The 15,304-nt window shown below is 66.6% G+C and carries 11 protein-coding genes; 3 read left to right on the top strand and 8 right to left on the bottom strand.

From position 1 onward, the window contains the following. Positions 1 to 37 precede the first annotated feature (37 nt). Positions 38 to 3,544: a DUF6603 domain-containing protein gene (locus ACQR1D_RS04995; protein ID WP_434838030.1), complete on the bottom strand. Its 3,507-nt coding sequence runs from the start codon at positions 3,542 to 3,544 to the stop codon at positions 38 to 40. Continuing rightward, positions 3,537 to 6,053 carry a hypothetical protein gene (locus tag ACQR1D_RS04990; protein WP_434838031.1) on the bottom strand — a complete coding sequence of 839 codons (2,517 nt, stop codon included), beginning with the start codon at positions 6,051 to 6,053 and terminating at the stop codon, positions 3,537 to 3,539. Before ACQR1D_RS04990 ends, ACQR1D_RS04995 begins: the two co-directional genes overlap by 8 nt. A gap of 1,025 nt (positions 6,054 to 7,078) precedes the next feature. Here ACQR1D_RS04990 and ACQR1D_RS04985 point away from each other — a divergent pair. Continuing rightward, on the top strand, positions 7,079 to 7,321 hold the full coding sequence (locus tag ACQR1D_RS04985; RefSeq protein WP_315804587.1) for a hypothetical protein: 243 nt from the start codon (positions 7,079 to 7,081) through the stop codon (positions 7,319 to 7,321). Between the two features lie 228 nt (positions 7,322 to 7,549). Here the strand turns inward: ACQR1D_RS04985 and ACQR1D_RS04980 are convergent, their stop codons facing one another. The 5 genes from ACQR1D_RS04980 to ACQR1D_RS04960 all read right to left on the bottom strand — a co-directional run bounded on the left by ACQR1D_RS04980 (position 7,550) and on the right by ACQR1D_RS04960 (position 12,820). Then, complete coding sequence (locus tag ACQR1D_RS04980) at positions 7,550 to 7,792, bottom strand: hypothetical protein (protein ID WP_434838032.1); 243 nt, start codon at positions 7,790 to 7,792, stop codon at positions 7,550 to 7,552. A gap of 126 nt (positions 7,793 to 7,918) precedes the next feature. After that, positions 7,919 to 9,151: an MFS transporter gene (locus ACQR1D_RS04975; RefSeq protein ID WP_434838033.1), complete on the bottom strand. Its 1,233-nt coding sequence runs from the start codon at positions 9,149 to 9,151 to the stop codon at positions 7,919 to 7,921. Positions 9,152 to 9,321: 170 nt separating this feature from the next. Further along, positions 9,322 to 9,762 (bottom strand): hypothetical protein, encoded by a 441-nt coding sequence (locus tag ACQR1D_RS04970; protein ID WP_434838034.1) that lies wholly within the window; start codon positions 9,760 to 9,762, stop codon positions 9,322 to 9,324. Positions 9,763 to 9,876: 114 nt separating this feature from the next. Continuing rightward, a complete protein-coding gene (locus tag ACQR1D_RS04965; protein WP_434838035.1) occupies positions 9,877 to 10,566 on the bottom strand; it encodes a substrate-binding domain-containing protein in 690 nt (229 codons plus the stop codon). Positions 10,567 to 10,783: 217 nt separating this feature from the next. After that, entirely contained in the window at positions 10,784 to 12,820 is a 2,037-nt protein-coding gene (locus tag ACQR1D_RS04960; RefSeq protein WP_434838036.1) for an NAD(+) synthase, read from the bottom strand. 188 nt (positions 12,821 to 13,008) lie between these two features. Between ACQR1D_RS04960 and ACQR1D_RS04955 the strand changes: the two genes are divergently transcribed. Both ACQR1D_RS04955 and ACQR1D_RS04950 read left to right on the top strand, forming a co-directional pair. Beyond that, on the top strand, positions 13,009 to 13,860 hold the full coding sequence (locus ACQR1D_RS04955) for an SDR family oxidoreductase (protein WP_434838037.1): 852 nt from the start codon (positions 13,009 to 13,011) through the stop codon (positions 13,858 to 13,860). Positions 13,861 to 13,986: 126 nt separating this feature from the next. Then, a complete protein-coding gene (locus ACQR1D_RS04950) occupies positions 13,987 to 14,466 on the top strand; it encodes a hypothetical protein (protein ID WP_316181130.1) in 480 nt (159 codons plus the stop codon). Between the two features lie 72 nt (positions 14,467 to 14,538). Here the strand turns inward: ACQR1D_RS04950 and ACQR1D_RS04945 are convergent, their stop codons facing one another. Further along, complete coding sequence (locus ACQR1D_RS04945) at positions 14,539 to 15,165, bottom strand: hypothetical protein (protein ID WP_315804683.1); 627 nt, start codon at positions 15,163 to 15,165, stop codon at positions 14,539 to 14,541. Positions 15,166 to 15,304 lie beyond the last annotated feature (139 nt).

Raw genomic sequence — 15,304 nt, 5'->3', positions numbered from 1 at the left:
CCGCCTCGCCGGACCGCCCGCCATCATCGTGCCTCCGCTACGCCGCGCGCTTCATCTCGTGCGGGCGCACGATATGGGCCTCGCTGGCGAAGCTCGGATTGCGCCGCGTCTCGGCCGCCATGAATTCACCGGCGCTGGCGCGCGATTGGAACGACGCAGGCGCTCCGGCGATCGGCGAATTGTCGACCAGGCTCACCACCACATAGGACGCCTGATCGACCGCGATCTTGTCGTCGAATCCGTGCTTCAGATCGCGCGACTTCGCCGAGATCTCCGACCGCGCCACGGCGTTGTTGGCCAGGAAGTGCGTGAACAGCCCGGAGATGAGCGTGACGAAGCGCCGGCGTGCGCGCTTGAAATTGTTGTCGACGATGATCTCTTCGTAGCGGGCGATGCGCTTGGTGACATAGCTGGTCTTGGCCTGGTTGCCAGTGACCGACAGCTCCAGCCCCGCCTCCTCGGCCTCGTAGTCGGAAGCGCTGAGCTTCTCGCCGTCCTTGAGGTCCTTGAACTGGGCGATCGCGAACGACTCCCGGATGGTGGCGCGCTTCTCGATGCCCGACGTCGCGGCCGCGACCGCGAAGTAATTGGCGTCGTCCGGGCGCTGCGCGCCGATCTTGTCGAGGGTGATGCCGAGCGGAATCGCACGCTGGGTGATCTTGAGCGAGCCGACCGGATGCAGCACAAGGTCGGAGCCCGCGTCCACGGTCTTGAGCGTCACCAACAGCCTGCTGCTGTTCTGCAGCGCGGCAGTCCAATTCTCCGCCTTCGAGTATTCCGCCACCAGCAGGGGCAGCACGGAGACCGGCGGCAGGCTGGTGTCCTCCTTGTCGCCCCAGGTGTGGGAGAAGTCGACGTCGACGTCCCAGAACAGCAGCGAGATGCTGCCGGTGCCCTCGACGTGCCAGGGCGATGTGCCTTCGAGCGAGCCGCGGAAGCGGATACTGAACAGCCCCGCGCCGAACAGCTTCACCGACAGCGAAGCAGAGATCGTGATGATGAAATAGAACGGCGAGAACTGGAACAGCGCGTCGAAGGCGAGATGTCCCTCGATGCTGGCGATCGAGATGCCGAAATAAAGCTCCGCATGTGCGCCGAACTGCACGGTGTTCGACGTCACCGCGAAATAGGCGTCGACCCGGATGCGGGCCACCGGCGTGTTGAGGATGTTGATCGCGATCCGGGGGATCGGCGGGAACGGCAGCGGCGGTGGATTGTAGGCCGGGTGGAAGCCGCCGACGGAGACGATGAAAGTGGCGTCGCCGCCGAATGACGCGAGCACGCCCATGCCGCCGTCGAGCGGCATGAAGATCACGCGCGATTCGTACAGGATGGCGAAGAACCAGCCGCGCTTCTTGTCGAATTCGATCGCGCCCATGAAGGCGACCTGGATGATGATGAGCGGCAGCCGCTCGTCCGGGATCGCCACCGTCAGCTTGCCGATGATGGCGATGTTGCCGGGAATCTCGATGATGATCCCCAGCGACAGGCTGATCAGCGTCGGCGTGCCCCAGCCGAACTTCGCCATCGGGCCGATCAGGAAGGTCCCCTGCTCCGGCGGGAAGAAGGTGCGGAGGTCGGAGATGATCCGGTGCGCGTTGGCGACGACGTCGTGCGGGAACAGCACCGAGTCCAGCGAGCCGGCGCGCACGCCGTTGACCAGCGCGTCGAGGTCCATCGAGCGGTTGAGGCCGACGAGTCCGCCGACTCCCAGCAGGGTGAAGCCGAAGCCGAGCTGCATTCCGGGATTGAACTCGACCGTGATGATGGCGATGAAGGAAAAGCCCTTTGACCCGTCCGGCATCTTGGTGGTGATGACGCCGATTGCCGTCACCGAGAGAAAGTCGAGGATCTTCAGTTCGAGCGCGCCGGCATATTCGCCGCGGTCCGGATCGATGAAGAGATAGCCGCCGCCTGTCACCGCCCCGGCATCGATCGACAGCCCGACGCCGTTCGGTGGCTTGAAGCCGAAGGATAGATCGATCGGGCCGAGATTGCCGCCGCTCCCCGGAAAAGCGAGATCGGTCCGCAGCCCGATGTTTTCCACCACCGCGACCAGCGGACCGAGCGCCGCCTTCAGCGTCGCGCCGATATCGATCGGGAGGCCGCCACCCGATGGTGTCACCGCGAGCGTCAGTCCCTGCACCTCGATCGGACCGAGGTCGATATGCGCTGGGATCTGGATCTCGAGATGCGAGGTGCCGCGGAAGTACACGCCGCGCGGATAGGCGACGCCGAGGCCGAGATCGAACTCGAACCGCGTCGAGATCCCCGACAGGATGGTCGAGACGAAGCCGTCCGAGCCGGACGCGTCAAGGACGAAAGCGAGGCCCTTGAGGTCCACCTCGGCGAACACCTCGACGTCCTTGCCCGCCACCAGCGTGAAGCCGCCGGCACCGCTCACCGATTGGTATTCGAGCCGCGTGCCCTCGCCGGTGCCGAGGATAATGGTCGGGCTGCCGGAGGCGGCGGAGTATTCCACTTCGACGCGCGCGGTGCCCTTGGCCGACGTCGGCGCGCCGCTGCCCGCGAAGCCGGTCACCATGTCGATGCCGCTGCCCGGCCGCACCATCAGGCCGACACCGCCGGTGAGATCGAGGTCGCTCGAGATCGTCACCGCGATCGTCGGACCGAGCTGCATCCGCACCGACAGCAGCCCGCTGAACGACGGCAGCAACGCGAAGCCCGGCTTCTTGCCCCCGGACTTCGGCAGCGGGAACAGTCCGAGCTCGGCCGATAGCCGACCCGCGTCGCGCGCCCGCTCGAAGAACACCAGGCGGAGCCGCTTGCGCACCGCGGCACGCCCGGTCGGAGGGCCGCCTTCGAGCGCGCGCGCGACCCGATCCGGCACCTCCACCATCCGGACGTCGAGCCCGAGCCCGGCCGCGAGGCTGTCGATCTGTCGCGCGAAGCCGGAGAAGTCGAAGCTGTCGGTGCCCCAGCCGAAGGCGTTCTCGAACAGTGTCACCGGGTCGGAGACGATCTTCGGCAGATCCGGGAAACTGAACCTGTAGTCGATGTAGTCCGGGCGGTTGCCGGCGGGCGCGGTATAGCGGGTGCTGATGACGCCGAGCGCCTGCAGCGCGAAACCGATGCCCGGATGATGGTTGCGCAGATAGGTGATGAAGAGATAGCCGACGAGCTGCCCCGGAAACTCGCCCTTGAAATTGTCGGCGTTCAGCGTCGCCGAAAATGCACCGCCGGGCGCCGAGACGAGGTCGTCGATCGCCTGCACGACGCCGGCGATCGCCTCGATGGCCTTGAAGGCGTCTTCGAGCGCCCCGGACTCCAGCGTCATCTCGCCGTCGGATGCCACTTCGCCGTCGAGCGACAGCCCACCACCGACCAGCGCCTGGAGCCGATCGAACAACAACTGCAAGTCGACCGCGAGATCGGCGATCGGCTTCGGAATCACGTCGGAATCCCAGCCCAGCTTGAGCAGCAGGCCCTGGAACGCGGCCGGCGACTCCACCGCCGCCCGCAGCGGCAGCAGCAGCTTGCCGATCTCGGCGACGATCGTTTCGAGGGCGCCCGGTTCAGCCATTTTTCTTGGCCTTCGGATAGAATTCACGGTCGACGACGTCGTGCAGAGCGGGATCGACGCGGTTGGTGATCAGCCATTTGCAGACATGGCAGAAAGCGCCGCTGCTGTTCCGCATCTTGCAGTCGCCGGCCGGCCGATAGACCAGCCCGGTGAAGTTGTATGCGCCCTCGTACAGGCCGACCAGCCGCTGCGCCTTGCATGGCGGCTTGAAGTCCGGGATGTCCTTCGGGTCGTCGCCCTCGTCGTTCACATGAGCGGTGTCGGTATCCTTGTTGAGCGGCAGATGGTTGCCTGCGATGAAGTCGCGCACCTTCTTTTCCACCACATAGACCAGCGCGTCCGCATCGTCGCGGCGCGGCACGAACAGCAGCGAGCCTTTCGGAAACACGGGAAACGGCGCCGGCGGCAATTCCAGCCCGCCGAGCCGGATCGAGCCGAGGTTCTGGTCGATGTCGCCGATGTCGAGTCTGACGAGGTAATCGGCATCGATGAACGTGAGCGGCAGTTGCTGGCCGATCGCCGTGATCTGGATGCGGCGGAGAAACGCCTGGCGGCCGGCCGCCTTCGCCTGCACCCAGCGCGGGATCTGGCGCGGGTCGATCCTGACCTCGATCGAGCCACCCTGCTGGGTCGAAGCCTGGGTCAGCTTGGCCGAAAGCTCGATCCTGAGAAGTTCGAACCATTTCACCTTGGACGGATCGACCAGACGGGAGTGATTGGCGGCGTAGCTCGGATCCTGAAAGATGTCGGCGAGCGCGACGATGTTGTCGTCCTCGCTCGAAGCGGTCGCATTGTCTTCGGCGCTCGTCTCGTATTCGTCGCCGAGATTGAAGGAATGGCCGAATTCGTGCGCAACCGTGTCGATAATATCGGTGAGATCGGCGTCGATGTCGCTGGCAGGCTTGCGCCGCATCACTTTCTTCGTCGCCGTGTTGGTCGCCGGATATTCGAAGTCGAGCGTCTTCAGGCTCTGCAGCGAATTGGCGGTCACGGTCGACTGGTTGAAATTGGTGCCGCCGATCATGTCCTCGTTGGTGATCATGGCGATCAGGCCGCGGCTGCGCTTGAAGGTGCCGTCCGGTATCCACTCGGCGCCGAGCGCGGTGTGCGGCGACGATCCGAGCCGCAGTCCGGACAGGTAGGCCATGATCGGCGCCGCAACGTTCGCGCGGCCGTCCCTGGCGAGCTCCGGCGGGTGCCGGCGCGGATCCGGGGCAAGGTGCCGGGTGGCGCTGGCCGGCTTGAAGAACTGATAGGCGCGGGCGATCAGCGGCGCGAGGTTGGCATCGCCCGCCGCATCCGCCGCCGGCATCGTCAAAGCGGCCCCGGACTTCGCCGACCGGTCGCCCCAGCGGGCGCCGAGCATCAGGCCGTAGAAGGTGTCACGTGCCTCCAGGATGCCGAGCGATTTCTGCTTCCTCCACGCTTCGATCAGGGTGTCGTTGACCTTCGCCGCGTCGTAATTGGGCAGCGACTGGCTCGCCCACCGCGCCTTCAATTGCGCCGGCGTCGCAGTCTCGTTGCGGAGCGGCAGGCCGACACGGGCCACGAGCTCGTCGACCTCGTAGATGCTCTTGTCGTCCGAAACGCTGTAGTTCCACGGAATCGGTCCGCCCTTGCCGAGCTCCGAGGTCTCCTCGTCGTTGACGCGCCAGCCGCAGGTCACCGCCTGCTCTTCCGACGCCTGGAAGGCCTTGAATACGTTGAAGCTGCCCGCGAGCGTGCCATAGGGCTCGTGGCGCTTCTGCGAGAACAGACCGTCCGCCGCTTCCTGCACGATCTTGTCGAACTTGTCCTTCTCGGACGCGCGAAAGCCTTCGGCGAGGAACAGGATGTTGTGCATCTCGGAGGCATTGGCGAGGTCGCCGGCGCGCACCGTGGAGATGTTGTCGCGGGTCTTGGCGTAGTCGACCACCTTCACCGGCAGGCTCTGGTTGACGCCGAGGAAGCTGCCGTCGAGCTGGGCCGCGCCCTCGCTCACGCCCCTCAACCGTCCCTCATTGTTCGTATTTGCCACCACGAAGGTGCCGGGGCTGCCTGAGCTGAGCGTGACGAAGCCGTGCCCGGTGATGTCGCCGACGAGATCGGTCCCGGTCGGGTCGTCGCTGAACAGCGCGCACAGCGTCGGCTGGCTGTGGGCAACCGTCGGATGCAGCGCCGTGGTGATCGACGAGTTGCCGAACCACCAGCCGAGCACATCGTCGTGCACCTGGATACGCGCGACAACGTAGCCGGGGCCATATTCGATCACCACGAGATTGATGCCGACGTCGTCGCCGGTGATGGTGCGCGCCGCAGGATCAATCGTCACGAAGCTGGTCAGCCGGGACCCGACCGGGTTGTACGGCGCCAGGATTCGAAAATTGCAGTCCGCGGTGACGTCGGTCAGCGTGTAGGTCGTCGAGCCGTTCGGCAGGTCCTGGTCGAACACGCGGAACGGCAGCACCTTGGTCGCGGGCTTCTTCAGCGCGACGTGCATGTCGCAATGCGGATAGACGATGAGAGGCATGCCGGCACGACCCTCTCTCAGCCAGCACACCTATCGGGAAGCCCGTCGCTCCCATCGAAAATCTGGCATCCCCAAGATTGTACACTCAAGCCTTCTCAACACAACCTCAACGTGATACTGTTTCGACATCCTTCCGCAATTGTCGTTTGCCGAGTGGTGTTCTCCATCACTGGGGCCAATCCTGCTGCAAATGCCGGCGGCGTGGAGCTCTCGTTGTCCTCGTTCACGGATGAACACGACCGCTCTATGGCGCGATCCGGTTTCTCTCCGTCGAGCTCCTTGAGACGTACTGCGACTGACCGCGTCTCCTATCCGTGGGTTCGGCCCGACGCTGCTCGACGTTGTCACGGGCGCAGACAAGCACCGTCACGTCATTCGGATGTCAAACAGCCAGATGTCAAACAGCCACTTGCGGTCGCTTCAGGCGTGCGCGCGCAGTCTCGCGGCTCGATGAGTCCGAGGGATGCGCTGGTCGGCGCGCCTCGACATACGAGAGGCGCAGGGAGAGCCGGACCTCGACTGAGGCCCGTGGCCCGCCTGCGAGAAAAATGCAGGCGGCAGGTACCACAGGTCCAGCCGGACGACCCGGCCCTCCCTGCGCGATCGGTTTTAACGGTGTCCTTCGTGCTCTCCTTGGGGACCGGGCTTTCTTGCCCCCATCGCCCGCGTGACGCTTGCGCATCAGCAGCAGGCTTGACCTCAGCATCGGGAGGCCGGGACCGCACGACTTCGCCGTCCGCGACGCACGCGCTCGTCTGGCGCAGCATCCATGTCCATCGCAGCCCACCTCCACGTATCGTGACGACGCGTACGCCCTCTGCATGAGGCGGCATGCGCAGATAAAATCGCGATTTCGGAAAACCGGCAAGTGAAATCTTTATTTCGGCCGACGCCTTGAAAAAGATGGCCAACCGCAACGACGCACAGGCGCCCGCGACTTCGTCTGTCGCGCTGCAGCGTTGCCAATCTCGTTGATTGAGCGCAGGCTATCAGAAGCACAGAAGTCGCATCAGGGGGAGAGACGCATGAAGGAACCGGGCCTGGACGGCCGCCATCGGGACAAGGATGGCGAGATCAGCAGGAAGCACGGCAATACGCTGGTCGGCACGCTGCGCAAGATCTACGGGAAGTCGTTCGCAGCGGGCTATCCGGACTCGACGAAGCTGAGCGACGTGCTGCTTCAGCTCAACGAGACGTCGCTGAGCCAGTTGCGCCGGGACCACGGCACCGGGCATTTGGATCACAAGATCAAGGAAGCCTCGAAGTGATCGGGCTTTGCTGATCGGGACTCATCGCCCGATTGGCGAGGCCGATTGGTGTTCGCAAGGTTTGTTCGCTCGCGTGGTTTCGTGCCGTCCGGCCGCGTGGAGCGCGTCGTCTTGCAGCGCTGTGGTGTAGCGGCGTCTTGCATCGCTGCGCTGCTGCGAAGTGCCACCGCGCGCCGGAAAGCCCGGGCACCGGGCACTCCGACGCGGAATCCGAGGGACGAATCCGTCCTATTTCCCCATGCTCCCCGCCTGGTTCGTGCCTGGGCCGACGTTGCCCTGGCTCGACGAGGTGGAATCGCGGCTGGACTTCATCGCGCCGCTGGTCGCCCGCATGTTGCTGCCGGTGGTCTGCGAGGAGGTCGTCGAGGTCGCGGCGCTGTGCTTCTTGGCATGCTTGGCTTGCGCGGCGAGCGGGACGGCAGCGAGGGTGGCTGCGACGAGGGTGGCAATGGCGAGCTGGGTCTTCTTCATGGATCCGATCTCCATCCGGTTGAACCCCACGCTCGCCCAACCCGGCTGCGACATCACAGTTCCTGCCGGTGGATCAAGCGTTGTTGTCCGATTCCGACCGCGGCGTGAAGGTGCGATGCAGCAGCGTCAGGCTGGCGTCTGCATCGGCACGGCGCCAGGCTGCGACGCTGGCTTGGGAAACGGCCTGAATGTCATCATCATCATGACAGCGCCGAGGCCCATCACCCACGAGCCGACATAGAGCCAGGTGTAGCTGGCAAAGCTGTCGTAGATCAGGCCGCCGGCCAGCGGGCCGGTCGCCATGCCGAGGCTGCCGGCCATCGCCGTGCCGCCGATCACCGTGCCCATGATGCCCTGCGGAAAGTTGTCGCGCGCGATCGCCGCGTAGAGCGGCATGGTGCCGGCATAAAGGAAGCCGAACGTCGCCGCGACGGCATAGAACGCGGCGAGGTCGCGCACGGCCACGTAGGCGAGCGCACCGAACGCCTGCGCCAGCAGGCCGAGAACGAGCACACGCTTGGCGCCGAAGCGGTCGCCGAGCAGGCCGAAGGCGATGCGGCCGCCGAGGCCGGCGAGGCCCTCGATGCTGTAGATCGTCACCGCCGCCATCAGCGGGATGCCGCAGGTGACGGCGTAGCTGACGGTGTGGATGATCGGGCCCGAATGGGTGGCGCAGCAGAAGAAGTTGGTGGCGAGCAGGATCAGGAACTGCGGCGAGCGCAGCGCCGCCGCGCGCGTCATCTCGGCCGGACCGTCGGTAGGGCCCGACGCGAGGGCGGCGTCGGGCGCTGACGATGGTGGACGGCCCACCAGCAGCGACGTCGGGATCATGATGGCGGCGACGATGGCGGCGATGCACTGCATCGCGGTGCGCCAGTCGTAGCTGGACACGAGCCAGGCCGCGAGCGGCGACATCGTCATCGGCGCGACACCCATGCCGGCCGAGACCAGCGAGACCGCGAGGCTGCGGTGGGTGTCGAACCAGCCGGTGACGGTCGCCATGACCGGCGGGAAGATCGCCGCTGTCGCGATGCCAGCGATCAGTCCGAACAGCAGTTGGAACGCCAGCAGCGAGGACGTCAGGCTTGCCAGCAGCAGGCTGACGGCGAGCAGGACCGATCCGATCAGCAGCACGGGACGCGGGCCGATCCGGTCGGACAGCGTGCCCCAGCCCATGCTGGTGACGGCCATCGCCAGGAAGCCGATGGTCATCGCGCTTGAGATCCCCGCGACCGACCAGCCGGTCTCGGCGGCCATCGGCTTGAGGAACACCGGCAGCGAGAACAGGCCGCCGACCGCGACGCAGCCGAGCACGCCCCCGGCCGCCACGATCACCCAGCGATAGTGCGATGTGCTCATTCGTCTCCTCCTCTGCCGTTCGATGACAAGACGAACGGCGCGGGGCTCGGACGACATACGCGCGGACCATTTTTCGTCGCCCCTGGACCGTCGAAGGGATCGGCCGACGCGCGCAACCGGCAGCCGCGCCCCAAGCCGGTGCCGATGCGCTGGTCGCTTCCGATCCGTGCCTACTCCGTCTCGATCTCGGGAAAGGGCGAGTAGACGCGCTTTGCGTCGCAGCTGAGCATCGCGATCTCGCGCCGGCCTTTCAGACCTGCGTGATTCAGGCGCTTGTTGGTGAAGGAAATCGATTCGACCACCGTCCGCGGGCTGAGCTCCTGTCCAAAAGCACGCGGCCTGGTCATGTAGCGCACGCAGATGCCGACCACGGTTCCACCATTGAGGATGTCACCGAACTCCTTGGCGGGGTTCGATATCTGGGCCTTGGTGATGGGCATGCCAGCGTAGTCCGGCCAAGTCTTGAAATCGTTGGCGAGGATCTGACGATAGTCGGCCGTCAGATGCGTCGCCATCGCGGCGGCTTCCGCAGCCTTGTCATTTTCCGCGCTCTGCGTGACGCAGCCGGTCAGCAACGGAGGGATGAGAGATACGAGAGGCCAGCGACGCATGAGTCCTTCCATTCGTTTTCAGCACACGTCCTTCCATAGGGCGCGGCGGGGCGAAGTTCCATGCGGAAGTTGCGAGGCACGTGACGTCCAGGACGATCCTTGCCCCTCGCCGCCTCACACCGGCGTCATGCCGTGCTGGCGCTTGGTTTCGGCGGTCTCGTCGGAGACAAGATATTCGATGAACGCGCGTGCGGCGTCGGTGTGTGCGCCGGCCTTGCACAACGCGGCGGCGAACACGGTGCCCGGCTGCAGCGCGTCCGGCAGCAGACCGACGATGTCGATGCCAGGTGCGCCGAGCATCTCGCTGAGCTGCTGGAAGCCGACATCGACCTCGCCATCGGCGAGCAGCTTGGCCACGGGAATGCCGGGCTTGGCCTGGACCAGGCGCGAGGCGCCATCGCCCTCCAGGCCCCAGTCGCGGACGAGCTTCTGCACATATGTGCCGCTCGGGCCGGTGGAGATGCCGATCGCCTTGGCGTTCTCCATCGCCTTGCGCACGGCGGCTTCGTCGAGCGGATCGGGCTTGGCGCTGCCGGCGCGCACCGCCATCGCCATCGGCGATTCCGCGATCTCGATGATGCTGCCGGGCACGAGGTGGCCGTCGGCCTCGAGCTTCTGCAACGCGTCGGAAGCCAGCACCGCGAAATCGAACGCTTCGCCGGCGCGGATGCGTTTGGCGGCATCGACGCCGCCGACGGATTCGATCGTGATCACCTCGCCGGTCGCCTCCTCATAGGCGGCCGCGAGCTCGGCGAGGATCTGCCTCGTCGCCATCGAGGAAATGCCGGCGGCGGTCACGCTCATGGGGGGCTCCGTTTGAAGAGGCAATTGCAGCGCCGCAAACTACGCTGCGACGCTTCTTCGGATATGGCAAGCGGGGCAGCGGAGCAAGACGGTGGGAGGCAACAGCGGTTACGGCGAGCGCCGCTGCGCTCCCTCTCCCCGTTCTTACGGGGAGAGGGAGCGCACCGCCCGTGATGCAAAACGGTGCGCCATCAACATGCCACGAGAACTGCGTCCCTCACTTCGGCACGCTCTCCAGGTCCTCCAGCCACGCCGTCGCATTGCCGTCCGACGGCGCGCGCCAGTCGCCGCGGGGCGATAATGCGCCGCCGGCCACCACCTTCGGGCCGTTGGGCATCGCCGAGCGCTTGAACTGGCTGAAGGCGAAGAAGCGCTTGAGGAACACTTCGAGCCACTTCCTGATGTCGCCGAGCGCATAGGCGTTGCGCTTGTCGGGCGGAAAGTGCGGCGGCCAGGCGCCCTCGCCCGCATCCTTCCAGGCGTGATGCGCCATGAAGGCGATCTTCGACGGGCGCATACCGTAGCGCAGCGTATAGAACAGGTTGAAGTCCTGCAGCTCATACGGGCCGATCGTGGCCTGCGTGCTCTGCGGCGTCTCGCCCTCCTTCACCGGCACCAGCTCCGGCGAGATCTCGGCCGACAGCACCGCCTCCAGGGTGCGGTCGACATCGGCCGAGAACTGATGCGAGGCGATAACCCAGCGGATGAGATGCTGGATCAGGGTCTTCGGCACGCCGGCATTGACGTTGTAGTGCGCCATCTGATCGCCGACGCCATAGGTGCACCAGCCGAGCGCGAGCTCGGAGAGATCGCCGGTGCCGAGCACGAGGCCGCCGCGGTCGTTGGCGAGGCGGAACAGATAGTCGGTGCGCAGGCCGGCCTGCACGTTCTCGAAGGTGACGTCGTAGACCTCTTCGCCGCGGCCGAACGGATGGCCGATGTCCTTCAGCATCTGCGTGGCGGCGGGGCGGATGTCGAGCTCGGCGGCACTGACTTGAAGCGAAGACATCAGCGCATGCGCGTAGGACTTGCTCTGCGCGCCCGTGGCAAAGCCCGGCATCGTGTAGGCCAGGATGTTGGTGCGGGGTAGGCCGAGCAGATCCATCGCCTTCGCCGCGACGATCAGCGCATGCGTGGAATCGAGCCCGCCGGAGACGCCGATCACGATGCGCTTGGTGCCGGTGGCGCGCAGCCGCTGCGTCAGGCCGGCGACCTGGATGTTGTAGGCCTCGTAGCAGTCCTGATCGAGCCGCGCGGCATCGCTCGGCACGAACGGAAAGCGCTCGATGCTGCGCCTGAAGCCGATGTCGCCCTCGGCCGGCTGCAGCTCGAAGCCGATGCGGCGCCAGTGCACGCCGGCGCCTTGCGCGCGCGCATTGTCGTCGAACGTGCCCATCAGCGCGCGCTCCTGGCGCAGCAAATCGAGATCGACGTCGGCGACGATGGTCTGGCCGGTCTGGCGGAAGCGCCCGCTCTCGGCGAGCAGCACGCCGTTCTCGAAGATCGAGGTCTGGCCGTCCCAGGCGAGGTCCGTGGTGGATTCGCCGGCGCCGGCCGCCGCGTAGACATAGGCGGCGAGGCAGCGCGCCGAGGTCGAGCGGCACAAGAGTGAGCGAGACTCGGCGCGGCCGACCGTGATCGGGCTGCCGGAGAGATTGGCGAGCACGGTGGCGCCGGCAAGCGCAAGTTCGGACGCCGGCGTGACAGGGATCCACATGTCCTCGCAGATCTCGACGCCGATCACGAGCCCGGCGACATCGGCGGCGGCGAACAGCAGGTCGGTGCCGAACGGCGCCATGGTCTCGGCGACCTCGATCATCTCGCCGCGGATGCCGGCACCGGAGGCGAAGTGGCGGCCTTCGTAGAACTCGCGATAGGTCGGCAGGTAGCTCTTGGGGATGACGCCGAGCACCTCGCCGCGATGGATCACGACGGCGCAATTGTAGACCCGGTGGGCGAAGCGCAGCGGCGCGCCGACGATCAGCACCGGCATCAGGTCGTGCGAGGCTTCGACGAGGGTGAGCAGCCCGCGCTGCACGGCATCGAGCAGCGGGTCCTGCTTGACCAGGTCCTCGATCGCGTAGCCGGACAGACAGAGCTCCGGAAACACCGCGACCGCCGCGCCCTGATCATGGCAGGCGCGCGCCGCCGCCAGGATCGCCGCCGCGTTGGCGCTGGGGTTGGCGACGCTGGAGGCCGTGACGCAGGCGGCGACGCGGGCAAAGCCATGGCGGTAGATCGAATGGAAATTCATCGTGGCAGTCCATCTCCTGTCGCCGGAGCATACGACATGGACCATGACGGGAGCCATAACAAGCGCGGCAGGTCAGCACCGCCCCGTCCGCAGGCTGACTCCGCACGCGTCATTTGAATTGCGCGGGGCACCCGGTGCCGGGTAACTCGGAGGCTCATCTATTCGCGCAGTCCAGGTGAACGGCCTCCATGAACCTCTTCGTCATCGGCTTCGGCTACACCGCCCAGCGCTTCGTCGAGCTGCACCGTGGCGCGTTCGCCCGCATCGGCGGCACGGTGCGCAGCGCCGCCAAGCGCGCGGAGCTGGCGCCTGATGACATCGACCTCTTCGACAGCACGGCGCCCGCCGCCGCGACGCTGGTGAAGGCGGCGGATGCCGACGTCGTACTGATCTCGGTGCCCCCCGGAGCGGGCGACGACCCGGTGCTGGCCGCCTTCGGCGACGCGATCACGGCGGGGCGCGCGCGGCGCGTGGTCTATCTCTCGACCGTCGGCGTGTACGGCGACCACCAGGGCGGCTGGATCGACGAGGACACGCCGCTGGCACCCGAGCACGACCGGGTGCAGGCCCGTGTCCGCGTCGAGGCGGAATGGCGCGCTGTCATCGGCGACCGGCTCGCGGTGCTCCGGCTCGGCGGCATCTACGGGCCCGGCCGCAACGCGCTGGTCGAGCTGCAGGCCGGGCGGGCGCGCCGCATCGTCAAGCCGGGCCAGGTGTTCAACCGCATCCATGTCGATGATGCCGCCAGCGCGATCATGGGTGCGATCCGGCACGGACAAGGCGGCGCCTGGAACATCGTGGACGACGAGCCGGCGCCGCCGCAGGACGTCATCGCCTATGCCGCCAGCCTGATGGGCATCGCGCCGCCGCCCGAGCTGCCGTTCGACAGCGCCGAGCTGTCGCCGATGGCGCGCAGCTTCTATGCCAGCAACCGGCGCATCCGGAATATTCGCGCTAGGCAGGAGCTCGGCGTCGGCTTCGCCTACCCGACCTATCGCGCCGGGCTCGACGCGCTGTGGGCCGCCGGCGACGGGCGCTGACTCGAGATTTTCGCCGCCGGGCGGGAAACCTTTCATGCCACCGGCGATTGCAACGAACAGAGATTGTCATGCGGGTTTGACGCGACTGCACGTCGCGCAGCCCTCACGGATCAAAGGATGTTCGAGATGCAAGGCGATCAACCCATCAGCTGGCTGATGTTCTTCACGCTCGCGGCCGCGATCATCATCGCGGCCGGCGCGTTCCTGGCCTTCCTGCGCTCGCGGCACAACCGGGAGATCGCGGCGGTGGCGCTCGAGGGCGACGGCCGGAGCCGCGGCGTCGCCCCATCTGGCGCGCTGCCCGAGCTCGGCGGCCTGTTCGTGCTCGGGCTCGTGGTCGCCGGCCTGCTGGTCGCCGGCTATCAGAGCGGCGGCGCGACGCGCTTTGCCGGCGGCGACAAGCCGACGCCGGTGCCGTCGGCGCCGAGCAACACCGATCGCGGCACCACGGTCGGCGCCGGCGCCGCGATCACCCCGCCGGAAGCTCCGACCATGACCCAGCCGGCGCGGCCGGCCCCGGACCTGCGCACCGCGCCCGCGTCGTCGCCGACCGGAGCCGGTCCCGAGAGCGGCGGGCATCCAGAGGCCAATCCGCCGGCGCGGTAAAAGACCCCCTCGAACAGCGAAGGCCGCGCAATGCGCGGCCTTTTGACGTGTTCACGGCAGGGATCGCCCGGATCAGATCGCAGCTGCGACCTTGTCGAGGCCGATCGTGCGCGCAAGCCGCCGCACTTCGTCCTTCTGGTCCTCGCGCAACTGCCAGAGCAGCGGCATCGCGGCCGACTTCAGCTGTTGCACCTCATCCGAATCCGGATCGAGCGCCACCGCGCCCGGCTTCGCCGCACCCTGCCGTCCGGCGTGGATCTTACGGGCGACGGCGCGCAGCGCGGTCTCGACCGCCGGCCAATAATATTCCTGGCTCGACGAGAGCCGCAGCCGCTCCTTGATGCCGGCGATCTGGCCGTCCGACAGCAGCGAATAGGCCTTCTGCACCTCGGGCTTCAGCGGCGCTGGCGTCGGCTCGCTCCGGGCGAGAATCTTGGACTTCGGCACCACCGGCTCGGCAGCAACGACCGCAGCGGCCGACGCCTTGGCCATTTCGGCCTCGGACGGCGCATAGGCATAGGCCTGGCGGAGAGTCGTCTTCGGGGCGGCACTCGGCTGCTGCACCTCGGGGGCCGCAAGTGTGACCATCGCCAGGCGGTCGCCCTTGGCTTCACGGTTGGAGAGCGGGCTCTTCGCCACCACGGGCGGCATCATCGCACCGGCCGAAGGCACGCTGTCCTGCATCAGGACGCTCGTCACGGCCGCGCCTGCGATCAGCACGCCCAGCAAAGCGACAAAAGCGATCGACTTCGTCACGCAATTCTCCGTATCCCGGCGGAAAGCCGCACTTTGCCGAAAAGTGGGAGTTAATTAAGGCTTTACGATGCCACAGAAACAC

Origin of the sequence: Bradyrhizobium sp. HKCCYLRH2047 (assembly GCF_051168175.1) — a bacterium.
Classification (GTDB): domain Bacteria; phylum Pseudomonadota; class Alphaproteobacteria; order Rhizobiales; family Xanthobacteraceae; genus Bradyrhizobium.
The sequence above is the reverse complement of the archived record's forward strand: the minus strand, read 5'-3'. Positions and strand labels throughout refer to the sequence as shown.

Bases quoted from the DNA above. Each gene is read 5' to 3' on its own strand.
- ACQR1D_RS04995 (WP_434838030.1), bottom strand. From the start codon at position 3,544: ATGGCTGAACCGGGCGCCCTCGAAACGATCGTCGCCGAGATCGGCAAG.
- ACQR1D_RS04990 (WP_434838031.1), bottom strand. From the start codon at position 6,053: ATGCCTCTCATCGTCTATCCGCATTGCGACATGCACGTCGCGCTGAAG.
- ACQR1D_RS04985 (WP_315804587.1), top strand. From the start codon at position 7,079: ATGAAGGAACCGGGCCTGGACGGCCGCCATCGGGACAAGGATGGCGAG.
- ACQR1D_RS04980 (WP_434838032.1), bottom strand. From the start codon at position 7,792: ATGAAGAAGACCCAGCTCGCCATTGCCACCCTCGTCGCAGCCACCCTC.
- ACQR1D_RS04975 (WP_434838033.1), bottom strand. From the start codon at position 9,151: ATGAGCACATCGCACTATCGCTGGGTGATCGTGGCGGCCGGGGGCGTG.
- ACQR1D_RS04970 (WP_434838034.1), bottom strand. From the start codon at position 9,762: ATGCGTCGCTGGCCTCTCGTATCTCTCATCCCTCCGTTGCTGACCGGC.
- ACQR1D_RS04965 (WP_434838035.1), bottom strand. From the start codon at position 10,566: ATGAGCGTGACCGCCGCCGGCATTTCCTCGATGGCGACGAGGCAGATC.
- ACQR1D_RS04960 (WP_434838036.1), bottom strand. From the start codon at position 12,820: ATGAATTTCCATTCGATCTACCGCCATGGCTTTGCCCGCGTCGCCGCC.
- ACQR1D_RS04955 (WP_434838037.1), top strand. From the start codon at position 13,009: ATGAACCTCTTCGTCATCGGCTTCGGCTACACCGCCCAGCGCTTCGTC.
- ACQR1D_RS04950 (WP_316181130.1), top strand. From the start codon at position 13,987: ATGCAAGGCGATCAACCCATCAGCTGGCTGATGTTCTTCACGCTCGCG.